At 74.7% G+C, this 25,985-nt stretch carries 16 protein-coding genes; 6 read left to right on the forward strand and 10 right to left on the reverse strand.

Translation table 11 applies throughout. From position 1 onward, the window contains the following. Positions 1-38 precede the first annotated feature (38 nt). On the reverse strand, positions 39-3,560 hold the full coding sequence (locus tag E1298_RS12550; protein WP_131892585.1) for an indolepyruvate ferredoxin oxidoreductase family protein: 3,522 nt from the start codon (positions 3,558-3,560) through the stop codon (positions 39-41). A gap of 102 nt (positions 3,561-3,662) precedes the next feature. Here E1298_RS12550 and E1298_RS12555 point away from each other — a divergent pair, with 102 nt between their 5' ends. Then, positions 3,663-4,148: an Lrp/AsnC family transcriptional regulator gene (locus E1298_RS12555; protein ID WP_243725545.1), complete on the forward strand. Its 486-nt coding sequence runs from the start codon at positions 3,663-3,665 to the stop codon at positions 4,146-4,148. A 6-nt stretch (positions 4,149-4,154) separates the two neighbouring features. Here the strand turns inward: E1298_RS12555 and E1298_RS12560 are convergent, their stop codons facing one another. Beyond that, a complete protein-coding gene (locus E1298_RS12560) occupies positions 4,155-5,426 on the reverse strand; it encodes an amidase (protein WP_131892589.1) in 1,272 nt (423 codons plus the stop codon). Positions 5,427-6,198: 772 nt separating this feature from the next. Here E1298_RS12560 and E1298_RS12565 point away from each other — a divergent pair. The 3 genes from E1298_RS12565 (at position 6,199) to E1298_RS12575 (ending at position 11,297) form a co-directional block, all read left to right on the forward strand. Then, positions 6,199-7,758 carry a gamma-glutamyltransferase gene (locus tag E1298_RS12565; protein WP_131892591.1) on the forward strand — a complete coding sequence of 520 codons (1,560 nt, stop codon included), beginning with the start codon at positions 6,199-6,201 and terminating at the stop codon, positions 7,756-7,758. Between the two features lie 93 nt (positions 7,759-7,851). Continuing rightward, positions 7,852-10,212: a phosphoketolase family protein gene (locus E1298_RS12570; protein ID WP_131892593.1), complete on the forward strand. Its 2,361-nt coding sequence runs from the start codon at positions 7,852-7,854 to the stop codon at positions 10,210-10,212. After that, complete coding sequence (locus tag E1298_RS12575; protein WP_131892611.1) at positions 10,212-11,297, forward strand: acetate/propionate family kinase; 1,086 nt, start codon at positions 10,212-10,214, stop codon at positions 11,295-11,297. Before E1298_RS12570 ends, E1298_RS12575 begins: the two co-directional genes overlap by 1 nt. A 32-nt stretch (positions 11,298-11,329) precedes the next feature. On the opposite strand, the gene E1298_RS49440 is transcribed toward E1298_RS12575, so the two are convergent. From E1298_RS49440 to E1298_RS49450, 4 genes are all read right to left on the reverse strand, one after another. Then, entirely contained in the window at positions 11,330-12,982 is a 1,653-nt protein-coding gene (locus tag E1298_RS49440) for a toprim domain-containing protein (RefSeq protein ID WP_131892595.1), read from the reverse strand. A 54-nt stretch (positions 12,983-13,036) separates the two neighbouring features. Further along, positions 13,037-15,730 carry an AAA family ATPase gene (locus tag E1298_RS48035; protein ID WP_165975442.1) on the reverse strand — a complete coding sequence of 898 codons (2,694 nt, stop codon included), beginning with the start codon at positions 15,728-15,730 and terminating at the stop codon, positions 13,037-13,039. 160 nt (positions 15,731-15,890) lie between these two features. Beyond that, the gene (locus tag E1298_RS49445) at positions 15,891-16,799 is read right to left on the reverse strand and encodes a serine hydrolase (protein ID WP_243725546.1); all 909 of its coding nucleotides are present in this window, start codon (positions 16,797-16,799) and stop codon (positions 15,891-15,893) included. Next, positions 16,796-17,776 (reverse strand): LysR substrate-binding domain-containing protein, encoded by a 981-nt coding sequence (locus tag E1298_RS49450; protein WP_207944584.1) that lies wholly within the window; start codon positions 17,774-17,776, stop codon positions 16,796-16,798. The genes E1298_RS49445 and E1298_RS49450 overlap by 4 nt, the downstream gene beginning before the upstream one ends. 137 nt (positions 17,777-17,913) lie before the next feature. On the opposite strand from E1298_RS49450, the gene E1298_RS12600 reads away from it, so the two are divergent. After that, positions 17,914-19,572, forward strand: a complete 1,659-nt coding sequence (locus tag E1298_RS12600) for a penicillin-binding transpeptidase domain-containing protein (RefSeq protein ID WP_243725547.1) — start codon at positions 17,914-17,916, stop codon at positions 19,570-19,572. 42 nt (positions 19,573-19,614) lie between these two features. On the opposite strand, the gene bla is transcribed toward E1298_RS12600, so the two are convergent. From bla to E1298_RS12615, 3 genes are all read right to left on the reverse strand, one after another. Then, entirely contained in the window at positions 19,615-20,610 is a 996-nt protein-coding gene (gene bla / locus E1298_RS12605) for a class A beta-lactamase (RefSeq protein WP_131892599.1), read from the reverse strand. 108 nt (positions 20,611-20,718) lie between these two features. Further along, positions 20,719-21,762 (reverse strand): magnesium transporter CorA family protein, encoded by a 1,044-nt coding sequence (locus E1298_RS12610; protein WP_131892601.1) that lies wholly within the window; start codon positions 21,760-21,762, stop codon positions 20,719-20,721. A 30-nt stretch (positions 21,763-21,792) separates the two neighbouring features. Beyond that, positions 21,793-22,794 (reverse strand): LacI family DNA-binding transcriptional regulator, encoded by a 1,002-nt coding sequence (locus E1298_RS12615; protein WP_207944585.1) that lies wholly within the window; start codon positions 22,792-22,794, stop codon positions 21,793-21,795. Between the two features lie 114 nt (positions 22,795-22,908). Between E1298_RS12615 and E1298_RS12620 the strand changes: the two genes are divergently transcribed. After that, positions 22,909-24,126 carry an MFS transporter gene (locus tag E1298_RS12620; protein WP_131892605.1) on the forward strand — a complete coding sequence of 406 codons (1,218 nt, stop codon included), beginning with the start codon at positions 22,909-22,911 and terminating at the stop codon, positions 24,124-24,126. A 34-nt stretch (positions 24,127-24,160) separates the two neighbouring features. Here the strand turns inward: E1298_RS12620 and E1298_RS12625 are convergent, their stop codons facing one another. Then, positions 24,161-25,879 (reverse strand): dolichyl-phosphate-mannose--protein mannosyltransferase, encoded by a 1,719-nt coding sequence (locus tag E1298_RS12625; RefSeq protein ID WP_131892607.1) that lies wholly within the window; start codon positions 25,877-25,879, stop codon positions 24,161-24,163. Positions 25,880-25,985 lie beyond the last annotated feature (106 nt).

Raw genomic sequence — 25,985 nt, forward strand, 5'->3', positions numbered from 1 at the left:
GCGCAGGCGGTTCGACACCCCCGCGCGGGCGGCCCCGCTCAGACGCGGGCGGCGGGGCGCTCGGCGCGCCACGTGGCGAGCAGCTCGCCGAGCCGCTCCCGGTAGCGGACGATGTTGGCGGTCTTCACGTCCTCGTAGCCGCGGATCATGTCGGGCAGCTCCGCCACCTGGACCGCGAGGTCGTGCCGCTCCGCGTCGAGACCGGCCGCCAGCTCGCCGACCACCGCGAGGTACTCGGCGACCAGCCGCCGCTCGGCGCGGCGCTGCGCCGTCGCGCCGAACGGGTCGAGCGGGGTGCCGCGCAGGCGCCGCATCGCGCGCAGCGCGACGAACGCCGGGCGCGCCGTCCGGCCGAGCGCGATCTTCCTGTCGACGCCGAGGGCCCGCAGGACCGGCGGGTGCAGCATGTACCGGACGGTGGAGCCGGGGCCGAACCGCTCCTCGACGCGCCGGGCCAGCGCCGGGTCAAGGTGCAGGCGGGCGACCTCGTACTCGTCCTTGTAGGCCATCAGCTTGTACAGGTTGCGGGCGACGGCGGTGGCGAGGCGCAGCCCGCCCGCGCCCGCGTCCCGCTCGGCCTCCGCGACGCGCATGACGGCGTCCAGGTAGCTCTTGGCCAGCGCCACGTTCTGGTACGCGGCGAGGTCGGGGACGCGGATCCGCAGGACGCGGAGCAGCTCCCCGTCCGCGCCCGACGCCGCGACCAGGTTCAGGGCGGCCGGCGCGGTCGCGTTCAGCGGCCTCTCGACCGCCGTGACGCCGGACGCGGTGGCGCCGGACGCGGTGGCGCCGTTCGCGGTGGGGCCGTCCGCCCGCGCCGGGTCCAGGACGAGGCGGCGCCCGGCGCGGAACGCCTGGACGTTGGCCTCGACCTGCACGCCGTTGAGGGCGAGCGCCTCCTCGATCGCGCGGGACGTCAGCGGCAGCAGCCCGGCCTGGTAGGCCGCGCCGACCACGACGAAGTTGGCCGTGGTCGTGCTCCCGAACCACCGCTCGGCGAGCGCGAGGGCGTCCAGGGCGACCAGCCGGTCGCCGTCCGTCGCGTCCGCGATCTTCCGGAGGAGCGCGGCGCCCGGCGGCAGCGCCGCCGCCGTGTCGGTGATCATCCGTCCGGTCGGGACCTCGCTGGTGGACACGATCGCGGCGGTGCGGCCAGGCGCGCAGCGGCGCAGGTTCGTCTCGGACGTCCCGGCGAGGGAGTCGAAGACCAAGTAGGCGTCGGCGCCGCCCGCGCCGACCATCCCCGGGCGGTCGCGGTGGGTGTCGCCGATGCGCAGGTGTGAGACCACGGCGCCGGCCTTCTGGCTCAGCCCGGTCTGGTCGAGCGCGCGGGCGTGGCGGCCGTCGAGCAGCGCCGCGGTGGCGAGGACCTGGTTGACGGTCACGACGCCCGTCCCGCCGATGCCGACGAGCAGGACGTCCGCGGACGCCGGACGCGCGGGCGGCTCGGCGAGCTCCCCGATCGGCGGCAGCGAGGGCCCGGCGGCCTTCCGCCCGCCCGGGACCACCGTGAGGAACGAGGGGCAGTCGCCGTCGAGGCAGGAGTAGTCCTTGTTGCAGGACGTCTGGTTGATCTGCGTCTTGCGGCCGAACTCGGTCTCGACCGGCTCGACGCTCAGGCAGTTCGACGCGGTGCCGCAGTCGCCGCAGCCCTCGCAGACCGCCTCGTTGATCAGGACGCGGGTCGCCGGCTCCGGGGCGAGCCCGCGCTTGCGCTTGCGGCGGGTCTCGGCGGCGCACGCCTGGTCGTACAGCAGCACGGTCACGCCGGGGACCGCGCGCAGCTCCCGCTGGACGGCGTCGAGGTCGTCGCGGTGCCGGACCCGGACGCCGGGCGCCCAGTCCGTCCCGCGCGGGTAGCGGGACGGGTCGTCCGCGACCACCACGATCTTCGCGACGCCCTCGGCGTGCAGCATGCGGGTCACGGCGTCCGGGGCGGCGCCGCCGTCGGCCTCCTGGCCGCCCGTCATCGCGACGGCGGCGTTGTAGAGCAGCTTGAAGGTGATGTTCGTCCCGGCGGCGACGGCCTGCCGGACGGCGAGGCTCCCCGAGTGGAAGAACGTGCCGTCGCCGAGGTTCTGGAACATGTGGCCGGTGCCGGTGAACGGCGCGGCGCCGACCCACATGGCGCCCTCGCCGCCCATCTGGGTGGTGCCGATGCTACGGTCGTCGAACACGGTCATGAGGTGGCAGCCGATGCCGCCCGCGGCCATCGACCCGTCCGGGACGGTGGTCGAGCGGTTGTGCGGGCAGCCCGAGCAGAAGAACGGCGTCCGGGCGGGGGAGAGCAGGTTCAGCGCCGGTTTGCGGGGCCGCAGCGCCGGGTCGCGCAGGTCCAGATGCTCCTCGCCGACCCGGTCGGCCAGCAGCCGGGCGAGGGCCCTGGTGATGCGGTCGGAGTCGAGGCCCCCATCGGCGGGGACCAGCGCGGCGCCGTCCGGGCCCTTCTTGCCGAGGACGGCGGGCCGCTCAGGCAGGTCGTACAGGACGTCTCGGACCTGCGTCTCGATGAACGCGCGCTTCTCCTCCACGACGACGATCTCGCGGAGCCCGCGGGCGAACGCCCGGAGCCGCGCCGGGTCGAGCGGGTGGATCAGGGCCAGCCGCAGGAGCCGCACGCCGCGGCGTTCGAGGGCCGCGTCGTCCAGGCCGAGCCGGTCCAGGGCCTCGCGCAGTTCCAGGTAGGTGCGCCCGGCCGCGACCAGGCCGATCGCGGCGTCGCCCCCGGCGCCCTCGATCCGGTCGAGGCCGTTCGCCGACGCGAACGCGGTCGCGGCGCGCAGCCGTCCCTCCAGCACCTCCGCTTCGAGGTCCGTCGTCCCCTTCAGGTCCACGCCCGCCTTGCGCGTCGGCCGCCACGGCCTCCCGCGCCACGCGAACTCCGGGACGACCGGGTCCGGCACCGGCTCGACGTCCACGACCTCGTGCGAGTCCGCGACGTCCGTCACGACCTTGAAGCCGGTCCAGGCGCCGCTGAACCGCGACATCTCGAAGCCCGCGCGGCCGAGGCGCAGCACGTCCGCCACCGAGCCGGGGGCCAGCACCGGCATGAACGCCTCCGCGAGCGCGCCTTCCGTCGCCGATGGCAGCGTCGAGGACTTGCAGGACGGGTCGTCGCCCACCACCGCCAGCACGCCGCCGCGCTCGTTCGTCCCGAGCCAGTTGGCGTGCTTGAACGCGTCCAGGGAGCGGTCCACGCCGGGCGCCTTGCCGTACCAGAGGCCGAAGACGCCCTCGTAGAGCGGGCCGGGGAGGTGGTCGACGAGCTGCGAGCCGTAGACGGCGGTCGCCGCGAGCTCCTCGTTGACGCCGGGCACGAACCGGATGCCGTGCTCGTCCAGAAGCTTCGCGTCGCGCATGAGCTGCTGGTCGAGGCCGCCGAGGGGCGATCCCCGGTAGCCGGAGACGAGGCCGGCGGTGCGCCAGCCGCGGCGGGCGTCCGCGCGCCGCTGGTCGAGCAGCAGCCGGACGAGCGCGTGCACGCCCCCGAGGGCGATCCGCCCGCGCTCCAGCTCCAGCCGGTCGCGGAGCGGGGACGACGGGGAGGAGATGGTGGTCATGCGTGCATTGAGCCTCCGCGCTGAACGGTGTGCAAGATGGTGCGGCGATAATTGAGCGGATTGCTCATGTCAGAACCGAGTTACGTCCCGGAGGTGAGCGTTGTGACGCGTCCCACCCTGCTCGACCTGCGGATCCTGCGCCGCCTGGTCGAGCAGCCCCGCATCGGCGTCACCGAGCTCGCGGCGAAGCTCGGCATCGCCCGCAACACCGCCCACGCCCGCGTCGAGCGGCTCGAACGCGACGGCGTGATCGGCCACCGCGGCCGGGAGGTCGACCTGGGCGCCCTGGGGTTCGAGCTCACCGCGTTCACCACCCTGGAGGTCGCGCAGGGCCGGCTCCGGGAGGCCGCCGCCGCGCTCGCCGCCATCCCCCGCGTCCTGGAGGTCCTGGGGATCACCGGCCAGGGCGACCTGCTGGTCCGCGCGGTCGCCCCGAACGGCAAGCAGCTCCACGAGGTGATCGACTCGATCCTCGCGTGCCCCGGCGTGCGCCGCAGCACGACCTCGATCGTCCTCACCCACCAGGTCCCCTTCCGCATCGACCCGCTCCTGGAGGACGAGGAGCGCCGGGCCCGCCACCCCGACTGACCCGGGTCAGTCCGGGAGGGTGCCCGCGGCGGCGAACAGGAGGTCCTCGGCGCCCCGGCGGGTGACCAACTGGACGCCGACCGGGAGGCCGCGCACCGTTCCGGCGGGGACGCTCAGGGCGGGCAGGCCGAGGATGTTCCACGCGCAGGTGAGGCTCACCAGGGACGGCTGGAGGGGCCCCATGGGCCCGTCGGTCGCGCCGATCAACGGCGCGGTGATCGGCACCGTCGGGAGCACCAGGAGGTCGTAGCGGTCCAGGAGCGCGGCGACCTCCCGCGCGTACCGCTCGCGCTCGCGGACGGCCCGGACGTAATGCCACCCGGACGTGCGGGCGGCGCGTTCCAGCCGGGCCAGGGTCGCGGGCTGGTAGAGCTCCGGCGCCTCGGCGACGCGCTCTGCGTGGATGTCGTACGCCTCGCTGTCCTGGATGCCGACGAAGACGCGGCGCAGCCCGCGCAGGTCGACCCGCTCGGACGGGGCGTCGGGGAACAGCGCGCGGACGGTCCGCTCGACGTCGGTGTCGGTCTCGAAGGGGACGATCCACGCGGGGCCTCCGCCGGGCGGGGCGTCCTCCCGGTGCGGGAGGTCGGCCAGCGCCCGGTAGGCGGTGCGGCAGTCGGCGGCGGTCGCGGCGAGGACGCCGACGTGGTCGAGCGAGGGCGACAGCGGGAACACGCCGTCCGTCGGGATGGCGCCGTAGTGCGGTTTGAACCCGGCGATCCCGCAGAACGCGGCGGGGATCCGGACGGAGCCGCCGGTGTCGGTGCCGAGCGCGAGCGGGACCATGCCCGCGGCGACCGCGACGGCGCTGCCGCTGCTGGACCCGCCGGATATCCGCTCGGGGTCGCGGGGGTTGCGGCACGGCCCGTCCACGGACACGTCGCCGCTGCCGCCGTACGCGAACTCGTGCGTGCCGGTCTTGCCGACGATCACGGCTCCGGCGGCGCGCAGGCGCGTGACGCAGCCCGCGTCCTCCTTCGCCACGTTCCCGGCGAAGTGCGCCGAGCCCATGCCGGTGGGCAGCCCCGCGACGTCGATGATGTCCTTCACCGCGACGGGGACGCCGTGCAGCGGGCCGCGGTCGCCGCCGGACGCGAGTTCCTCGTCCGCCTGGCGCGCGGCGGCCGCCGCGCCTTCGGGGTCGAGCGTGACGAACGCGTTGAGGGACGGGTCGACCGACTCCAGGGCGCGCGCCAGCAGCCCGGCGGACGTGTCGGAGCCGGAGCGGAGCCCGCGTCCGAGGTCCGCGAGGCTCCGCCCGGCGAAGTACCCGGTCATACCGCCTCCCAAAGGGCCGCCCGAATGTCCGGGCAGCATGGCCCGCGCTGTCCGCGCCCGTCAAGACGGAGGACGCTCCCGCGGCGCGGCGGGCGCGGCAGGCCGGTCACCGGGACGGCGGCGTCCATTCACCGCACGTCACGGCTCGTTCGCCGCACGCGCGGGCTCGCTCGTCGCAGACCGGCGCCCGCTGGTCGAGCACCACGCCGGTTCCGTGAACCTACGCGCGGGTAGGCGGCAAGCTTCAACGCACCTCGTGGAGGCACCCCATCGGTTCGCTGGGGGGCGGGGCGGCGGCCCGCACGGCCGCCGCCCCCGTAACCGGTGACGGTCCGCAGCCGGAGCGGGGGGACGAGGCCACGGCGGCGCGGTTGACGGCGCGCGCCCGCCGCCGTGGCCTTCTCGGCCGCGCCACGTGGGCGGACCGATCGTCAAAGTACGGGAAACATCTTCTCAGCCTGGGCATCCGGCAACTAACCTCGATGGAGTGAACGTGCCGTGAGACGCCGGCTGATGCGCGCGGCGCAGCGGAGATCCGCTCCCCGGCCGCGCCGGCGCGGGACCCCCGCCGCTCCCGTTCGCCTCTTCCCGCCAACCAGGGCGTTTCTTATGGGTCTTGTTCGTCGTGAGCATCGCGCAACAGAACGTAGACCTATGAGAAGCCGCCCTGGACCCCGCCGCTCCGTCTCAAGCGCGCACGCACTGCTCCCGGGCCGCGGCCGTCCTTCCGGCACGCCTGCGGCCGAACTCCCCGAAGGCACCGGAGGCTCGCATGACCACGACGGCCACCGCCGACCGGGCGATGATCTGCACGGCCGACCATCGCGCGTCCTCCGCCGGGCTCGCGATCCTGCGGGCCGGCGGCTCCGCTGTGGACGCGGCCGTGGCCGCGGGCGCCGTGCTCGCGGTCGTCGCGCCGCAGCGCTGCGGCATGGGCGGCGATCTGTTCGCGCTCGTGCACACCGACCCCGGCCCGCCGGAGGTGCTCAACGCCTCCGGCCGGACGGGCTCGGGCGCCGACCCCGACGCCCTCCGCGAGGAGGGCCACCGGCGCATGCCCGTCCGCCACGACATCCGGTCGGTGCCGGTCCCCGGCTGCGTGGACGGCTGGCTCGCCCTCCACGGGCGCCACGGCAGGCTGCCGCTGGCCGAGGTCCTCCAGTCCGCCGTCCTGCACGCCGAGCGCGGGTTCGCCGCGACGCCGGAGTTCGTGGCGGCCAGCGAGGCGGCCGTGGGCGCGCCCGGCACCGAGGGCCTCGCGTGGGCGCGCCGTCCCGGCGACCACGTGACGCGCCCCGGGTTCGCCCGAGCCCTGCGCGCGATCATCGGCTACGGCCGCGCGGGCTTCTACCAGGGCGAGTTCGGCGACGGCCTGCTGAAGACGGGCCGCGGCCTCTACACCGGGCCCGACCTCGCCGAGTCCGACGCCGAATGGCGCCCCCCGCTCGGCCTCCGCGCGTTCGGGCACGACGTGTGGACGGCCGCGCCGAACTCGCAGGGGTACGTGCTGCTCCTCGGCCTGGCCCTCGCCGAGGGCCTCGGCCTCCCCGGCATCCCGGACGACCCCGCCTGGGCCCACCTGCTCGCCGAGTCGGCCCTCGCCGCCGCCGACGACAGGACGGAGGTCCTGCACGAGCACGCCGACGGCGACGCGCTCGTCGACCCCGAGCGGATCGTCTCCCTGCGCGCCGCGATCGACCCCACCCGGCACTGGCGGCGGCGCGGCTCCATCGTGCCCGCCGACACCACCTGCGTCTGCGCGGTGGACGAGCGGGGCATGGGCGTCTCGCTGCTGCAGTCGAACGCCAACGGGTTCGGCTCCCTGCTGTTCGAGCCGAACACCGGCATCAACCTGCACAACCGGGGCATCGGCTTCGGGCTGGCCCCCGGCCAGCCCAACGAGTACGGGCCGAGGCGCCGTCCGCCGCACACCCTCGTCCCGGTGCTGGCCACCCGGCCGGACGGGACGCTGCGCGCCGTGCTCGGCTCCACGGGCGGCGACCTCCAGCCGCAGGTCACCCTGCAACTGCTCGTCCGGATGCTGCGGCATGCGACACCCGCCGACGACGCGCTCGCCGCCCCGCGCTGGCGGCTCGCCACCGGCCTCGGGCTGTTCGAGACCTGGCAGGGCCGCACCCCGATCCGCCTGGACCTGGAGAAGGGCTCCCCGCCCGCCTGGACCCGCGACCTCCCCGGCTACGGCCACCTCGTCCGCGCGGCGACCGAGGACGACGAGTTCGGCGAGGCCCAGGTCATCGAGGCGCCACCGGGCGGCGGCCTGCGCGGCGCCGCCGAACCCCGCTCCCCCTACAGCGCGGCGTTGGGTTACTAAGGACGGGACGCCGAGAAGGTTGAGGTGAGTGATCGGGGGGACGTGGTCCTTTCGGGCGGTTTATCGAGCCGGAGGGGACAGGGGAACAGCGCCATGAGCGAGGCCGTCGCCATGACCGACGACGAAGTACGGCAGATCGACGCCTACTGGAGGGCCGCCAACTACCTGTCGGTAGGGCAGATCTATCTGCTGGACAACCCCCTCCTGCGCGAGCCGCTCGCGCGGCGGCACATCAAGCCGCGGCTGCTCGGGCACTGGGGCACCTCGCCCGGCCTCAACTTCTGCTACGCGCACCTCAACCGGGTGATCAGGGCGCGCGGGCAGGACATGATCTACATCATGGGGCCGGGGCACGGCGGCCCGGCGGCGGTCGCGAACGCGTGGCTGGAGGGCACCTACAGCGAGGTCTACCCGGAGGTGTCGCGGGACGCGCGCGGGATGGCGCGGCTGTTCCGCCAGTTCTCCTTCCCCGGCGGCATCCCGAGCCATGTGGCGCCGGAGACGCCCGGGTCGATCCACGAGGGCGGCGAGCTGGGCTACTCGCTGGCGCACGCGTTCGGTGCGGCGTTCGACAACCCGGACCTGGTCGTCGCGTGCATCGTCGGCGACGGCGAGGCGGAGACCGGTCCCCTCGCGGCGAGCTGGCACTCCAGCAAGTTCCTGGACCCGGTGGCGGACGGGGCGGTGCTGCCGATCCTGCACCTGAACGGCTACAAGATCGCCAACCCGGCGGTGCTCGCGCGGATCCCGGAGGAGGAACTCGTCCAGTTGCTGGACGGGTACGGGTACCGTCCGGTCCTGGTGAGCGGCGACGAGCCCGCGTCCATGCACCGCAAGATGGCCGTGGCGCTCGACCAGGCGCTGGACGAGATCGCCGCCATCCAGCACGCGGCCCGCACCGGCGGCGCGACCGGGCGGCGGCGCTGGCCGATGATCGTCCTGCGGTCGCCCAAGGGCTGGACGGGCCCGAAGGAGGTCGACGGGCTGCCGGTCGAGGGGACGTGGCGCTCCCACCAGGTGCCGCTCGGCGGCGTGCGCGACGACCCCGGGCATCTGGCGCAGTTGGAGGAGTGGCTGCGCTCGTACCGTCCGGAGGAGCTGTTCGACGACGAGGGCCGTCCGGTCGCGGGGCTGCGCGACCTGGCCCCCGCCGGGGAGCTCAGGATGAGCGCGAACCCGCACGCCAACGGCGGGCTGCTGCTCAAGCCGCTGGTCCTGCCCGACTTCCGCGACTACGCCGCGCAGGTCGACAAGCCGGGCACGACGACCGCCGAACCGACCCGGCTGCTGGGCAGGTTCCTGCGCGACGTCGTGCGGGCCAACCCGTCCAACTTCCGCATCATGGGCGCGGACGAGACGGCCTCCAACCGGCTCGGCGACGTCTTCGAGGCGACCGACCGCGTCTTCCAAGGCGAGCGGTATCCGACCGACGAGCACCAGGCCGCGCAGGGCCGCGTCATGGAGGTGCTCAGCGAGCACCTGTGCCAGGGCTGGCTGGAGGGCTACCTGCTGACCGGGCGGCACGGGCTGTTCAACAGCTACGAGGCGTTCGTCCACATCGTCGACGCGATGTTCAACCAGCACGCCAAGTGGCTCAAGGTCACGCGCGGCCTGCCGTGGCGCCGCCCGATCGCGTCCCTCAACTACCTGCTGTCGTCGCACGTGTGGCGGCAGGACCACAACGGCTTCACCCACCAGGACCCGGGGTTCCTCGACGTCGTCCTGAACAAGAAGCCCGAGATCGTCCGCGTGTACCTGCCGCCGGACGCCAACACCCTGCTGTCGGTGGGCGACCACTGCCTGCGCTCCCGCGACTACGTCAACGTGGTCGTGGCGGGCAAGCAGCCCGCGCTCAACTGGCTGCCGATGGACGAGGCCATCGCGCACTGCACGCGCGGCATCGGCATCTGGGAGTGGGCGAGCACGGAGGGCGGCGCCGATCCCGACGTCGTCCTGGCCTGCGCGGGCGACGTCCCGACCCTGGAGACGCTGGCCGCCGCCGACCTGCTCCGCCGGCTGTTCCCGGACCTGCGGGTCCGCGTGGTGAACGTCGTCGACCTGATGCGGCTCCAGCCGTCCAGCGAGCATCCGCACGGCCTGCCCGACGCGGAGTACGACGCGCTGTTCACCACCGACAAGCCGGTGATCTTCGCGTTCCACGGGTACCCGTACCTGATCCACCGGCTGGCCTACCGCCGCCGCGGGCACCACAACCTGCACGTGCGCGGCTACAAGGAGGAGGGGACGACCACCACGCCGTTCGACATGGTCATGCTGAACGACCTGGACCGCTTCCACCTGGTCATGGACGTCATCGACCGCGTCCCCTCGCTCGGCGGGCGGGTCGCGCACCTCCGGCAGCGGATGGCCGACCGGCGCCTGGAGCTGCGCGCGCACACCCGCGAGCATGGCGAGGACGCGCCCGAGGTCAGCGACTGGACGTGGCCGTACTGATGCGGGTCCTCACGGTCAACCCCGGGTCGAGCAGCCTGAAGCTGAGCCTGGTCGACGCGGACGGGACGGTCGCCGCCGAGGACTCCGGCGCCGGGCACGAGCTGGCGCCGCTGGTCGCGGGCATGCCGGAGCCGGACGCGGTCGGCGTGCGGTTCGTCCACGGCGGCACCGGCTTCACCGAGCCCGTGGTGATCGACGACGCGGTCCGGGAGCGGCTGCGCGGCCTCGCCGACCTGGCGCCGCTGCACCAGCCCGCGTCGCTGCACGCGCTGGAGGAGATCACGGGCGTCCTGCCCGGCGTCCCGGCCGTGGCCTGCTTCGACACGGCCTTCCACGCGTCCCTGCCGGACGCCGCCGCGACCTACGCGCTGCCCGCCGAGTGGCGCGAGCGGTTCGGGCTGCGCCGCTTCGGCTTCCACGGCCTGTCGTTCTCCTACGCCGTCCGCCGGACGGGCGAGATCCTGGGCGCCGACCCCGCCGCGCTGCGGATGGTGGTGTGCCACCTCGGCTCCGGCGCGTCGCTGGCCGCCGTCGCGGACGGCGTGTCGGTCGACACCACGATGGGCTTCACGCCGCTGGAGGGCCTGGTCATGGCGACCCGGGCCGGGAGCATCGACCCCGGCATCCCGCTGTGGCTGATGAAGCACGGCGTGTCCCCGTCCGAGGTCAACGACGCGCTTGAGCGCGAGTCGGGCCTGCGCGGGCTGGCCGGTACCGGGGACATGCGGCGGATCCGCGAGCTGGCCGAGAGCCGCGACGTGACGGCTCTGGCCGCCCTGGACGTCTACCACCACCGCCTCCGCGCGTGCGCCGCCGCCATGGCCGCCTCCCTCGGCGGCCTCGACGCGCTCGTCTTCACGGGCGGGGTGGGCGAGCACGACCCGTCCGTCCGGCAGCGCCTCGCCGGGGACCTCGCCTTCCTCGGCACGTCGGTCGACCCCGGCCGCAACACCGCCGCCTCGGGCGACACCGACATCACCGCGGACGGCGCCGCCGCCCGCACCCTCGTGGTCGAGGCCCGCGAGGACCTGGAGATCGCCGCGGGCGTCCGCCGCGCGCTCGGCCGGGCGGACGCGCACCGCTGACACCGCCGCGCGCTCGGCCAGTCGGACGCACGTTAACGGGAGGCGGCCTCGATGAGGAGGTCCGTGATCAGGGCCGCCGGGACCCGTGTGCTCGCCGCCAGGCGGACCACCTGGCGGGCGGCCTCCGGCGGGCGGGCGACGATGATCTTGGACGCGGCGCGCAGGGCGGCGAGCCGCTGCTCGGCGGTCGCCAGCGTGCCGCCCGCGCGGGCGACGGCGGCGTCGACGACCGCATCCATCAGCGGCGCGCGGGTGCGGAGGGCGCGCAGGACGGCGGCCCGGCCGTCCTCCCGCAGGACGTCGGCGGGGTCGCGGCCGGCGGGGAGGGCCACGGCCTCGACCGGGCCGCCGACCCGCGCCAGGGTCTCCCAGGTCCGGACGGCGGCCGTCCGGCCCGCCGGGTCGCCGTCCAGCGCGACCAGGACGCCGCTCGCGCCGAGGTCGGCGGCGCCCGCGAGCGCGGCGAGCTGCGCCCCGGTGAGCGACAGCCCGCACGTCGCCACCGCCGCGTGCTCGGCCGCGCCGGCCATCGTGACCGCGAGGACGTCCAGCGGCCCCTCGACCAGGACGGGCCGCGCGCCCGCCGCCAGCCGGTCGCGGGCCTCGTGCAGGCCGTAGAGCAGCTCGCCCTTGTGGAACAGCGCGGTGTCGGGGCCGTTGAGGTACTTCGGGCCGTCGGCGCCGTCGGGGCGGCGGCCGATGAACCCGGCCACCGCGCCGTCCGCCGTCCTGATCGCGAACATTGCCCGGTCCCGGAACGTGTCGAACGGCCGTCCCTCGGACCCGCGGCGCGCGAGCCCGGCCGCCACGATCTCCTCGTCGTCATGCCCGAGCGTCCGCAGGTGGTCGGTGAGCGCGCGGGGACCGGACGGCGCGTACCCGATCTGCCATCGCCGCTGCACGCCCGCCGGGAACCCGCGTCCGGCCAGGTAGGCGGGAACCCAGCTGTCCTTGTGACACGACCGGAAGAACCGGTGCGCGGCCGTCATGACCCCGCCGTCGGACGGTTCTGACGCGCGCTCATAGATGCGCCTGCCGATCCGGAGGATCCGGTCGCCCACCCCTGGACCGGCCCAGAACGCGTTCACCGGGAAGACAGGAGCAGACGGTTCCATGCCAAGCCACGACAGGACGAGGAACGCGACCGAGTCGGCCTCAACGCGCCGCACGCCCTGGCACTCCGGCGACCCCGGACGGTCGATCCGGTCTCCGGGCCGCAGCGCGTGCGACAACTGGTGGACGAGTTCCGCGAGCCCACCTGAGGTGCCGTCCACGCCGTGGTGAGCGGCGAGCGGCGCCAGGCGCGCCACGACCTTCCCTGGGTCCGCCTCCCGCCCGGCCCCAGGACCGGGCGGGAGGGGAAGGCCGGACGTCTGCGCCACGTCGAACACGGCGCGAAGCCCACCGGACCGGGTGAAGACGCGGATCCCCGTCTCGCCCTTGCGCACCTGCCGTCCCGCCGCGCGCCACTCCTCGTACGAGCGGACGTCCGTCGCGGCCCGCCACTGGGCGGAGATCAGGAGCGTACCGGTGAACCCGTACCGGCGACCGTGCAGCGCGGCGCGCTCCAGCCACCACTGCCAGGGGAGCGTCCCGTCGCGCAGGCGGGCCGTCTCCTGGGCGGCGATGCCGCGCAGGACCGAGATGAGGCGGGTCTGGTCCTCGTCAAGGGGGATGGCGGGCACGGCGCGGCCTCCTCACACGGGCGGGGAAGCCACCCCGTACCTACCCATTCCTGGTCAGAGGTAGAGCCCGAAGAACTCCTCGGGATGCTCCAGCAGCGGCGGCAGGTCCTCGGCGGTGAGCGTGATCAGCTCCTTCTTCGTCGGGACCCGCGCCGGCCTGGCGTCCTTCGCCGCGCCCCGCCTGGCGGTCACCGCGGCGGTGGCGACGCGGTCGGCCTGGTTGGCGACCGCGACGTCCAGCAGGTTGCGTATCAGGCGGCCGTTGCCGAAGGACGGGCCGCGCGGCGCCCGGCGCAGCATCGCCCGCAGCGCCTCGGGCGTGCCGGGCGCCAGCGTGAAGCCGTCGGCGGCGGCGAGCTGCCCGAACACCGTGATCAGCTCGTCGTCGGTGTAGTCGGGGAAGTGCAGCTGCTTGGGGAACCGCGAGTCCAGGCCGGGGTTGGCGACGAGGAACTCCGCCATCTCCTGCTGGTACCCGGCGACGATCACCACGAGGTCGTCGCGGTGGTCCTCCATCAGCTTGACCAGCTCCGCGATCGCCTCGTGGCCGTAGTCGCCCTTCAGCGGCGACTGGGTCAGCGTGTACGCCTCGTCGATGAACAGCACGCCGCCGATCGCGCGCTCCACCAGCCGGCGGGTGCGCGGCGCGGTCTGCCCGATGTACTCGCCGACCAGGTGGGCGCGGGACGCCTCGACCAGATGCCCGGACGACAGCACGCCGAGCCGCTTGTAGATGCGGCCGAGCAGCCGGGCCACCATCGTCTTGCCGGTGCCGGGGTTGCCGGTGAACACCATGTGCCGGGTCGGCGGGGTGATCTTCAGCCCGGACTCGCTGCGCAGCCGCGCCGCGTGCGTGCCCGCGACCAGCAGCGCGATCTCGTGCTTGACCGTGTCCAGGCCGGTGAGGTCGCGCAGCTCGGCCAGCGGGTCGCCGACCGACAGCGCCGTGTCGAGCGTGGCCGGGATGTCCTGCTTCCTGACCACCGCCTCCGCGTCCGCCGCCGTCCGCGCCCGCACGGCGGCGACGACCTGGCCCGCCAGGTAGGGGGCGAGGCGGGCGTTGCGGAGGGTCTGCATCGGCGGCGTCGCGGCCAGCAGCGCGCCCGCCGCCTCGATGGCGTGCCGCGTGGCGCGGACGCCGTGGCCGTCCAGCGCGCGGCGGAACAGCTCGGCGTGGCCGTCGGCGTCGAACGGGCGGGTCCGCGCGATGCGGAACCGGTGCGGCAGGACGGGGTTGATCTCGCGGATCCGCTCGTCGCCGCCCGCGTCGCACAGCGCCACGATCTGCAGGTCGGGGTGGACGGCCAGCAGCCGGTGCAGCTCGTCGGCGAGCGCCTCGCCGTTGCCGGGGTCGCCGACGATGCCGTCCAGGCCCTCGACGACCAGCAGCCGGTCGCCCGCGCAGTCGCGGACGTCGGCGTGCAGCTTGGCGACCGCGTCGGAGAGCCGCTGGCCCGCGTAGAGGTTGTCGGTGACCCACAGCGGGTCGCGGCTGAGCGCGAGCGCCTTGCCGAGCTCCTGCGCCGCGTCGCGCTTGCCGGTGCCGTCGGGCCCGGTGAGCAGCAGCCGGACGGGCCGCTTGTCGCGGGTCAGCTCGTCCAGCGCCTGCGTGACCTCGGGCTGCCCGATCAGCGAGGTCGCCAGCTCGGGGCGCCGTTGCGGCTCGGCCCGCACGCCCGCCGGGACCCTCAGCTCCTCGGTGAGCGGGTTCACCACGCGGCGGCGCGGCGCGTACAGGCGGCGCAGGTCGGTCTGGAACTGCCCGACCGGGATCCACTCCGCCTTCGGGAACCACGGGTCGCCCGGCAGCCCCTGGACGATCGCCACGAACCGCATCGCCATGTCGAGCCAGGCCCGGCACGCGTCCGGCGCGCCCGACACCAGCGCCCGGACGAGCCACGCCCGCGTCTGCTCCTGCCACGCGCCCGCCTTGAACCCGCGGCGCTCGCCGGGGAACCGCTGCTGCAGCTCGCGGTACCGGTCCTCGCCGAGCGCGACCGCCAGCTCCGCCGGGACGTGCTCCAGGCTGCCCTGGAGCAGCAGCTGGATCAGGTGCGAGTCGACCGTCTCCTCGCGCGGCGCCACGCTCGTCAGGTGCTCGTACGCGGCGAGCAGGCCCGCGCACACCCACTCCAGGTAGCCGACCGGGCCGAGCAGCTCGGGCACGGCCGCGACGATGTCGTCGCCGGCGTGCGCGTGCCAGTGCTCGCGCAGCTCCATCTTGGGCAGCGTCATGTCGCAGGCGGGCGGGTCGTCGTACAGCCGCAGCAGCGCCTTGCGCCGCTCCTCCAGCGGCTCGACGCCCTCCAGGACGCCGAGGCACTCGCGGGCCAGCTCGATCGCCAGGTCCCGGTCGGGCGCCTCGATCAGCCAGTCCACCGGGGGGCGCCACCGGCCGCCCGGCGCGTCCCAGCGCGTCATCCGGGTGCTGAGCGGGCCGGGGTTGACCAGGTGGCGGTGCAGCAGCCGCTCGGGAAGCTGCGACCACGAGCCGGCCTTGATCGCCCCGCCGCCGGGCAGGAACGCCAGGATCCCGAAGATCTCCGCCGTGACGAGGGACGCGGGCAGGGTCAGCAGCTTGTGCTCGTCGGTGGTCAGCTCGATGGCCCGCGGGTCGGCCGCCAGCCCGTCGATCCGCGCCGCGATCTCCTCGAACAGCCCGTCCGGCACGCGCCAGGGGCCGTACGAGTAGACGTCGAGCACCGGCTCGTCGGTGAGCAGTAGCTCCAGATGCTCCGGCAGCCGCAACACATTCTCCCCAAGAGTGATCAAAGCAGGGGTACAGCCTACGTTTCCGGAGGGAGTGCTGTTTTAGCGGTCACGCGGATCGCGGGTATAGGGACGGGCACGTTCGGCGTCCGGCCGAACCCCCGCGGTGACGAGCGTCACACCGCCGGGACGCCGGGGGTCATCCCGTCCGGCGCAGCGACTCCACGGCCAGCCGCGCCGCCGCGCCGATGACGGCGTCGGCCTCCGGCAGGACGGCGACCGGCAGCGGCGACCGGGTGAACACCGCGACCGCGTACCGCCCGCCGTCGGGGTACTCCACCACCCCCACCTCGTTGCGGATGGTCGGCAGCGTCCCGGTCTTGCCGCTGACCACCACGTCGTCGAACGGGAAGCCCGACGACAGCCGGTGCGGCCAGACCTGGAGGCCGAACAGGCGGCGCATCGCCGCGCACTCGGGGGGCGGGGCCGCCTCGTCCCGCCAGATGAGGCCGAGCAGCCGGGTCATGTCGCGGGGCGTGCTGCGGCTGGTGAGGGCGGGATCGAGGGCGCGCAGCCGGCCGAGCATGCCGGGCTCGTCCAGCCGCGCCCACACCTCGCCGAGGCTGGCGGCGCCGGCGTCGGCGAGCAGCACGTCGAACAGGTCCCGGCCGCCGCCCTCGACGACGGTGCCGGGCAGGCCGAGCGCGGCGGCGGTCGCGTTGACCGCGTCGAGGCCGACCCGCTCCAGCAGCGCGTCGGCGGACGCGTTGTCGCTCACGGTGATCATGAGGCAGGCGAGGTCGCGCAGCGACATCGCGACCTCGTCCAGCAGGGCCGACAGGCCGGTGGGCCCGGACGTGCGGTCCTGCGGGCGCAGTGTGACCCGCTCGGTCGGGTCGAGGGTCCCGGCCGCGGCCTGCCGGTGGAACGCGACGAGCAGCGGCACCTTGAACACCGAGGCGAGGACGACCGGCTCCTCCGCGCGCACCGCGACCTCCCGTCCGGTGTCCACGTCCACCGCGTGCAGGTGGCCGGTCACGCCGGCGTCGCGGAACGCCGCCTCGATCCGGACCGGCGCGTCCGCGGGGCGCTCCCGGGGCCGGGTCACGCGAGGAACCCCGACGCCGGGCGCTGGACGACGCGGCGGGCGGGCGCGCCGTCCAGCGGCGTCATGCCGGCCTCGCCGCGCAGGACGGCGGTCGCGACGGCCGTGAAGTCGGCGATGGCGAGCGCCCGCTCGGGATCGCGGGCCCGCCCGGGGCCCGAGGCCCGCCGCCACGCGCACGACGTCCGCCAGGCCAGCGGCTCGCCGAGCAGCGGCCGCCACGTCACCCCCGCCAGGTCGTCGGTGCGCGGGACGAGGGCCACGGCCGTCCCGGCGAGGACGAGCCCGACCGCGAACTGCGGGTGCCGCGCCTCGTGGACGGCGGGCGGGGCGTACCCGTGCCTGCGGCAGGACGCCAGCAGCTCGTCGTGGGCGCCCGGCGCCTCCGCGCGCGGGAACACCACGAGGTCCCGGCCGGCGAGGTCGGCCAGCGGCACCCCGGCGGACGCGGCGAGATCGGCGCCGTCCGGCAGCAGCACGCCGACCGGCTGGCCGAGCAGCGGGCCGAACTCCAGGTCGCGGGAGTCGCATGGGTGCCGGACGACCCCCGCGTCGAGCGTGCCCTCGGCGAGCGCGCGGACCTGCTCGGCCGTCCCCGTCTCGCGCAGGTCGAGGCGCAGGTCGGGACGGCGCTCGCGGAACGCGGCGACCAGTGCGGCGAGGACCCGGCCGCCGAGGTCGCTCGGCAGGCCCGCGCGCACCGTGCCGACCTCGCCGCGCCGAGTGCGCTCGGCGACGGAGTAGATGCGGTCCACCCGCGTGAGGATGTCACGGGCCTCGTCCAGCAGCAGCGTCCCCGGCGCGGTCAGCGCCACCTTCCGGCTCGACCGGTCGAACAGCCGCACGCCGAGCTCGCGCTCCAGCCGCTGGATCCGCTGGCTCAGCGGCGGCTGGGCCATGCCGAGCCGCTCCGCCGCGCGGCCGAAGTGCAGCTCTTCGGCGACGGCGACGAAGCACCTCAGATGCCCCACGAGGTTCACAAGCAGGGATGATATCAATTCGCATATGCCTGTGTGATCGATATCAATCTTGGACTTTTAGCTGGTCAGCTGGTGTCCTGTGCGGCGTCCCATCAGAACGGACCCGTCAACTAGGGTCTGATCGAGAAGGAGAATCGATGATGCGCCGATCCCGCGTGGTCCTCGTCGCCGCCATCGCGGCCGTGGCCGTGCTCGTGGGGGCGGGAGCGGTGTGGTTCCTGCGGGACGGGGAGAGCCCCGACGACACCGCGAAACGCTACCTGGCGGCCTGGACGAGCGGCGACTTCGCCGCCATGCGCGCCCTCACCGCCGACCCGCCCGCCGACTTCGCGACCCGGTTGTCCCGGACGCGCGACGACCTGGGCGTCACCCGGCAGCGGTACGAGGTCGCCTCCGTGGGCCGTCCCAAGGGCGACACGGTGGGCGGCTCCTACAGCGCCGAGCTGACCCTGGCCGGGAGCCGGGTCTGGAAGTACAGCGGGGCACTGCCGCTGACCAAGGACGGCGGCAAGTGGCGCGTCGCGTGGTCGCCGCAGGTCCTGTACCCGACGCTGGGCGAGGGGCAGCGGCTGCGCGCCGCCCGCGCCTGGCCGGCCCGCGCCGGCATCACCGCCGCCGATGGCAGCAGCCTCACCGATTCCGCGTCGGGCTCGGTCCAGCAGATCGCCGGGCCGCTTGGCGCCGCGTCCGCCGAGACGGCCGACAAGCTCGGCGCCCCGTACCGGACGGGCGACACCGTCGGCGCCGAGGGCCTGCAGAAGCAGTACGAGCGGCGCCTCGCCGGGACGCCCGCCCTCGCCGTGCAGATCGTCGGCGCGGACGGCAAACCGGTGCGGACCTTGCAGCGCTTCGGGGGCGCCGAAGGGGAGCCGGTGAAGACGACGATCGACCCCAAGGTGCAGCGGGCCGCAGGCAAGGCGCTCTCCGCCGCGAGCAAACCGGCGTCGCTGGTCGCCGTCCGCCCGTCCACCGGCGAGATCCTCGCGGTGGCCAACAAGCCCGGCGGCTACAACCGGGCGCTGATGGGCCGGTACCCGCCCGGCTCCACGTTCAAGGTCGTCACCGCGGCCGCCCTCGTCGCGGACGGAATGGACGCGGGCACCCGGGTCGGCTGCGCCGCCACCACCACGGTCGGCGGGCGCTCGTTCCACAACTACCGCCACGAGGACTTCGGGACGGTCCCGCTCCGGGAGGCGTTCGCGCACTCCTGCAACACCACGTTCGCGCGGCTCGCCGTGGACAAGCTCGGCGAGAAGCGGCTCGCCCAGGTCGCGGGCCAGTTCGGCTTCAACGCCCCGATCATCGCCGGGCTGCCCGCCGTCCGCGCCGCGTTCCCGGACAACAAGGACGACACCGCGTTCGCCGCCGCGTCGTTCGGGCAGGGCCAGGTGCTGACCAGCCCGCTCAACATGGCGAGTGTCGCGGCCGCCGCCGCGAACGGGACGTGGCGCTCGCCCCGGCTGGTCGACCCCGCGCTCGCCGCGCGGGCCGCCGACGCCGGAGGCCGCAGGCCGGAGCCGCCGCACAAGCTGGAGCCCGCCGTCGAGCGCGCCCTGCACTCCCTGATGCCCGCCGTGGTCAGCGAGGGCACCGCGGCCGGGGTCGGCTTCCCGTCCGGGACGGCGGGCAAGACCGGCACCGCCGAGTTCGGCGAGGGCGAGAACCCGCCCACCCACGCCTGGTTCATCGGCTACCGCCGCGACCTGGCGTTCGCCGTGATCGTCGAAGGCGGCGGCACCGGAGCCGAGGCCGCCGCCCCCATCGCGTCGAACTTCCTCGGTCGAGCGGCGGGCTGAGAGCAGGTCCCAGCCTGCCGGGGCACCTTCGGCCCCGCCGGTCTAGCGCGTCTTGCCGAGGGCGCGGACGAGGACGGTCGTCGTCCGCGCGATGGCCTCCTCGTCGGCGGCGCCGTCGGGCGTCGGGCGGTTCGTCATGATCACGATGACCAGCGGGGCGCCCGAGGGCGGCCAGGCGACCGCGATGTCGTTGGCGCTGCCGTAGACGCCTCCCGTGCCGGTCTTGTCGCCGACCGTCCAGTCCTTGGGCAGCCCGGCGCGGATGCGCTTGCCGCCCGTCTCGCAGTCCTTCATCCAGCCGACCAGCCGGGCCCGGTCGGCGGGCGCGAGCGCATTCCCCAGGGCGAGCGACCGGAGGTCGCCCGCCCAGGCGCGCGGCGTGGTGGTGTCGCGCCGCTCGCCCGGACGCCAGTGGTTGAGGTCGGGCTCCCAGCGGTCCTGCCGGCTGGCCCGGTCGCCGAGCGAGCGGAAGAAGGACGTCTGCCCGGCGGGACCGCCGATCTGCTTCAGCAGGACGTTCGCGGCGGTGTTGTCGCTGACGGTGACCGCCGCGTCGCACAGCTCGGCGGGGGTCATCCCGGTGTCCACGCGCTTCTCGGTGACCGGGGAGTTGGGGACGAGGTCGTCCTTGGTGTAGCGGATCACGCGGTCCATCAGCCCGGGATCGGAGGTGCGCGCCTTGCGCAGCACCGCGCCGCACAGGGGCGCCTTGGACGTGGACGCGAACGGGAAGCGCTCGTCCGGCCGGTAGGACAGGGCCTGCCCGTTCCCGGTGTCGATGGCGTACGCGCCGACGCGCAGGCGGCGGGTCTTCTCCAGCCCCCGCAGCTGCTTGGCGACGGCGGCCTGCGAGGCGGCGGGCGCCGCGTGCGTGGACGGGGCCGCGTGCGTGGACGGGGTGCGGACCGGAGCCGTGTCGCTCTTGGGAGCCGCGTTCTTGGTGGCGGCGCCCGCGCCGCAACCGGCGGCGACGAGGGCGGAGAGCGTCAGGGCGGCGGTTCCGGCGGTCGTCCGGAACCGTGGTGAGTGAAGGCGCATGCGCTAGAGAAGATCAGAGCCCTGACAGCGATGTCCAATATTGATATGGGGCCGCCATTGATACGCGTCCGCATATTGGAGGGCGCTGACCTGCGGGATTCTAGCGGGTCACAGCCAGTCGCGGCGCTTGAAGATCACGTACAGCCCGACGCTGCAGACGACGATCACGATCGCGCTGATGATGAAGCCCCAGTGCTGCTGCGAGCCTGGATAGGGGACGTTCTGCCCGTAGAAGCCGGTCACGGCGGTCGGCACCGCGATGATCGCCGCCCAGCTCGTGACCTTCTTCATCACCTCGTTCATCCGGTTGCCCTGGAGCGCGAGCCGGGTGTCGAGCAGGTTGGCGACCAGGTCGCGCAGCCCGTCCGTCCACTCGCCGACGCGCAGCGTGTGGTCGTAGACGTCCTGGAAGTAGGGCATCAGCGCCGGCGGGACGATCCGCAGGTCGCGCCGGAGCAGCGTGTTGACGACCTCCCGCATCGGCAGCGCCACCCGCCGCAGCGCGACCAGGTTCTTGCGGAGCCGGAAGCTGCGCTCCTGGATCTCCTTCACCGGGAACGCGTCGTCGAAGACCAGCTCCTCCACGTCGTCGGCCTCGCCGTCGAGCGCCTGGACGGCGTCGAGCTGCCGGTCGACCACCAGGTCGAGCAGCTCGTACAGCAGGTACCCGGCCTGCGCCCCGGCCCCTTCGAGACCGTCCGACAGCGGGCTGCCGTCCCAGCGGCGGACGAGCGCGTCGATGTCGAAGCCGCCCTCCTGGCGGACGGTGACGAGCGCGCGCTCCGCCACGAACGCCGACAGCTCGTGCAGGACGAGGTCGCCGTCGCGGATCTCCGGCTCGTACATGTTCAGGAATATGTACCCGCGGTACTGGTCGAGCTTGGCGCGCTCGTGCCGGGACACCGCGTCCTCCACCGCGACGTGGTCGAGCCCCAGTTCCTCGCTGACCACCCGCAGGTCGTCGTGGCGCGGCGAGCACAGGTCGAGCCAGACCACGACGTCGGGACGCTCCAGGTAGTCGCTCACCTCCGCGACCGGGAACCCCTCCGCCTCCAGCTTGCCGTCCCGCCAGGCCCTGGTCCGCGGGGGCGCGCTCCCGATGCGGTTCCCCGGATGCTGCTCGATGTCGGTTTCGGACGGATGGGATCCCATGCGCCCCCTTATACCCGGCTCCCGGGGCGATCACCTGATGGCGCGCGGCGGTCCGGTCGAGCCGCGCACGACCAGTTCCCCGGGCAGGACGCGGCGCGCCGGACGCCCGCCGCCGAGCAGCTCCAGCAGGACCGCCATGCCCTGCGCGCCCAGCTCCTCGGCGGGCAGCCGGACGGTGGTCAGCTCCGGCTCCAGCGCGGTCGCGAGCAGCACGTCGTCGAACCCGGTGACCGACAGGTCGGACGGGACGTCCAGCCCGAGCGCCCGCGCGGCCTTGTAGGCGCCCGCGGCGATCAGGTCGTCGTCGCAGACCAGTGCCGTCGGCGGATCCGGCTGGGCGAGCAGCCGCGCCGCCGCGTCCTTGGCCGGGGTGACGCCGATCGCGCACGTGGACCTGCTCAGCACGCCGCCGGGCAGCCCGGCCACGGCGCCGGCGAGCGCCTGCGCGCGGGCGCGGAACGTCCACTGGTCGACGGCGGCCGCCACGTGCCCGATCCGCCGGTGGCCGAGCTCCGCGAGGTGCGCGGCGATGGCCCGCATCCCGTCGGCGACGCCGAACCCCACCGTCGCGGCGGACCCGGCCGGGTCGCTGTCGAGCATCACCGCGGGCGTCCCGCCGAACCGGGCGAGCGCGTCCACGGCCATCGAGGACGCGAGGATCCCGTCGATCGCCTCGTGCGGGGCCGCGAACGGGCTGTCGGCGGGGCCCGTGTCGTCCGGCCACACGTACGCCACGACCCCGAAGCCGTGCCGGGCGGCGACGCGCACCGCGCCCGTGTGGACGGGGCCGAAGAACGGGGCGGTCAGCGTCGGCACCATCAGCAGGACGGTGCGGGTCGTGCCCAGGCGCAGGTTGCGGGCCGCCTGGTTGGGCCGGTAGCCGAGCCGCTCGGCCGCCTCCCGCACGCCGCGCGCCGTCGCGGGCGACACCCGCCCCGTCCACTTGCCGCCCAGCACGAGCGACACCGTGGACTGCGAGACCCCGGCCTCGTGGGCCACGTCCCTGCTGGTGGGACGGCTGGTCGCGGGCACCTGCGCCTCCCTGCGCATGGGGAACAGAAAAAACAGACTAGAGCCGCGCGGGTCCGGGATGGTACGTATGGTGCGTCCAGTAATACGTATGACTTACCCTCCGGGAGCGGCCGCATGCGGGCCTATGTCGAGTTCCTCCGGCGGCCGTACGCGGGACGGCTGCTCGGCGGCACCCTGCTCGGCCGGCTGCCCAACGGCATGGGGATGCTCGCCGTCGTCCTGCACGTGCGGGCCGACGACGGCGGCTACCCGCTCGCCGGCGCCCTCGCCGCCCTCCTCGGCCTGTCGATGGCCGCGGGCCAGCCCGTCCTCGGCCGCGCCATGGACCGCTACGGGCAGTCGCGCGTCCTGCTGCCCTCCGCCCTCGCCTCCGCCGTCGGCTTCACCCTGCTCGCCGCGGTCGGCGCCGACCCGCTCCCGGTCGCCGTCGCCGCCGTGGTCGGCGCCGGGATCACCACCCCGCCGCTGGAGGCCGGGCTCCGCGCCCTCTGGCCCGCCGTCCTGGACGGCCCCGAGCAGGTCCAGGCCGCCTACGCGCTGGACGCCGCCGCCCAGGAGATCCTCTTCACCGTCGGGCCGCTGCTCGTGGTCGCGGCCGCCGCCGTCAACACCGAGACCGCGCTGCTGCTCACCGGCGTCCTCGGGATCGCCGGGACCCTCGTCGTCGCCCTGTCCGGGCCGTCCCGGCAATGGCGGGGCGAGCCGCGCGCCGCCGACTGGGCCGGGCCGCTGCGCTCGCCCGGCCTGCGCCTGCTCCTCGGCTCGCTCGCCTGCGCCGGGATCGCCCTCGGCGTCTACGCCGTGGCCGTCGTCGCCTACGCCGAGCGGCTCGGCTCCGACCTGGCGTCCGGGGTGCTGCTGGCGAGCATGTCCGGCGGCGCCCTCGCCGGCGGGATCGTGTACGGCGCCCGGCCGTGGGCGGGGGAGCCGCACCGCCGGCTGCCCTGGCTGCTCGCCGCGCTCGCCGCCGGCTACGTCCCGCTCGTCCTCGCGCCGGGCCTCGCCGTCATGTCCGTGCTGGCCTTCATCAGCGGCGTGTTCCTCGCACCCGTCCTGGCGTGCAGCTTCACGCTCGTCGACCGGCTCGCGCCGAGCGGCACCGTCACCGAGGCGTTCGCATGGGTCGTCGCCGCGGTCGGCGCGGGCGGTTCGCTCGGCTCGGCGATCTCCGGCCTCGGCCAGGATCTCGCGGGCGTTCCGGGCGCCTTCGCGGGCGCCGGCATCGGCGGCGTCCTCGCCCTGCTCCTCTGCCTGGCCGGTGCGCGCCTCCTGCGTCCCGGGCCCGCCTCGTCCGCCCTCGCCGAATCCGCCGCGTACGCCAACGACGCGTGACGGGCGGGCGTCCGTCCCGGACGGGCGGCGGCGGTCAGACCCAGGTGCCGAACCAGATCCTGGCGTGCCACTCGTTGTACGGCAGGGTCTGGGCGGCCAGGATCGGATAGAAGTACGCGAAGTTCGCCAGAACCACCAGCATGAACGCCCCGGCGGCGGCGGCGCCGACGATCCGGCGCATCCCCGCGACGGGCGGCGCGGGCGCCGCAAGACGCGCGGCGCGCGCGCCGCCGCCGTCCCCGTCGAAGGCGTCGCCGTAGCCCGCGCCGTAGAGGCCGATCCCAGGAACGTCCCCGTGCGGCTCCTCGCGGGGGAGCGCGGCGGCGTGCGCGCCCGCCAGGCCGGGCGGCGCCGGGCCGATCAGGTACCCCATCACCAGCACGACCGCCAGCACCATGAACGGGATCAGCGGCGTCGCGTAGAACAGGAACATCGTGCGGTCGGCGAACGCCGAGGGGAACCAGGTCAGCCACCCGGCCAGGAAGCCGAGCACGATCGCCCCGGCCCGCCAGTCGCGCAGGACCAGCCAGATGAACAGCACGGCGACCAGCGCGGCCAGCGCCCCCCACCACAGCGCGGGCGTCCCGATCCCCAGGATCTCGCGCGAGCAGCGGTCCGCGCCGCACTCGCCCTTGGGCTGGGTGTAGAAGAACGCCACGGGACGGCGCAGGATCGGCCAGTCCCACGGCCACGACTGGTACGGGTGCTTGGCGTCCAGGCCCGTGTGGAAGTTCAGCATCTCGTGGTGGTAGTGCCACAGCTTCGGCATCGCCTCGAACGGCCGCCACAGCACGTTCCCCGACGCCTCGCCGCGCCCCCAGCCGCCCGGCTTGAAGATCCATCCCCACCAGGACGCGAGGTAGGCGACCACCGCCAGCCCGACGAGCTGGACCAGCGCCGGCGCGGCCTCCAGCATCAGCACGCCCTTGTACGGCCGCCGGACGCCCGCGGCCCGGCGGGCGCCGAGGTCCCACAGCACGGCCATGATGCCGAACGCCGCGATGTAGAACACGCCCGTCCACTTGGTGGCGCAGGCCAGGCCGAGGCAGATGCCCGCGGCGAACCGCCATCCGTGCAGCAGGAACGGCCCGTAGGGGGACCCGTCCCCCCGCTCGATCCTCTCGGCGAGCCGGCGCCGGGAGCGCTCCCGGTCGTTGACCAGGCACGCGAACCCGGCGAGGACCCAGAACATCACGAAGATGTCCAGCAGCGCGGCGCGGCTGGTGACGAACTGCAGGCCGTCCAGGGCGAGCAGCAGCCCGGCGGCGCAGCCCAGCAGCGTCGAGCCGGTCATCCGCCGGGCGACCCGGCACAGGATCAGCACCGACAGCGTCCCGACCAGCGCGGGCATGAACCGCCAGCCGAACGGCGTGGCGCCGAACATCCCCTCGCCGATCGCGATCATCCACTTGCCCATCGGCGGGTGCGCCACGAAGGACGGCCCGTCCGCCCAGATGCGGGCGTGCTCGTCGGCGATGAGCATCTTGTCGGCGTTGTCGACGGTGTTGTGCTCCCAGCCGAACTTCAGCAGGGCGAGCGCGTCCTTGGCGTAGTAGGTCTCGTCGAACACCACCGCCTTCGGCGCGCCCAGCCGGTGGAAGCGCAGGTATCCCGCGAACACGGTCACCAGCAGCGGCCCCAGCCAGCCGAGGAGCGCGCTGCCGGGGATCGCCGGGGCGAGCCACTCCCGGAGGGAGGGCGCCCGGGACCGGTGCGCGATGGCCCGGGCGGGTGCCACATCCGTCGTCGCCATCCTGCAATCGTACGGGCGGACGCCGACGCGCCGAGTGAAACGCCGGAACGGCCCTCCTCCGCGCCCGGTGCCCGGCCTGCGGACGGCGCGGGGCCCGGAGGGGGGC

This window comes from Actinomadura rubrisoli, from assembly GCF_004349215.1.
Classification (GTDB): domain Bacteria; phylum Actinomycetota; class Actinomycetes; order Streptosporangiales; family Streptosporangiaceae; genus Spirillospora; species Spirillospora rubrisoli.

Bases quoted from the DNA above. Each gene is read 5' to 3' on its own strand.
- E1298_RS12570 (WP_131892593.1), top strand. From the start codon at position 7,852: ATGAGCGAGGCCGTCGCCATGACCGACGACGAAGTACGGCAGATCGAC.
- E1298_RS12625 (WP_131892607.1), bottom strand. From the start codon at position 25,879: ATGGCGACGACGGATGTGGCACCCGCCCGGGCCATCGCGCACCGGTCC.
- E1298_RS12560 (WP_131892589.1), bottom strand. From the start codon at position 5,426: ATGACCGGGTACTTCGCCGGGCGGAGCCTCGCGGACCTCGGACGCGGG.
- E1298_RS12610 (WP_131892601.1), bottom strand. From the start codon at position 21,762: ATGGGATCCCATCCGTCCGAAACCGACATCGAGCAGCATCCGGGGAAC.
- E1298_RS12550 (WP_131892585.1), bottom strand. From the start codon at position 3,560: ATGACCACCATCTCCTCCCCGTCGTCCCCGCTCCGCGACCGGCTGGAG.
- E1298_RS12600 (WP_243725547.1), top strand. From the start codon at position 17,914: ATGATGCGCCGATCCCGCGTGGTCCTCGTCGCCGCCATCGCGGCCGTG.
- E1298_RS12565 (WP_131892591.1), top strand. From the start codon at position 6,199: ATGACCACGACGGCCACCGCCGACCGGGCGATGATCTGCACGGCCGAC.
- bla (WP_131892599.1), bottom strand. From the start codon at position 20,610: ATGCGCCTTCACTCACCACGGTTCCGGACGACCGCCGGAACCGCCGCC.
- E1298_RS12575 (WP_131892611.1), top strand. From the start codon at position 10,212: ATGCGGGTCCTCACGGTCAACCCCGGGTCGAGCAGCCTGAAGCTGAGC.
- E1298_RS12620 (WP_131892605.1), top strand. From the start codon at position 22,909: ATGCGGGCCTATGTCGAGTTCCTCCGGCGGCCGTACGCGGGACGGCTG.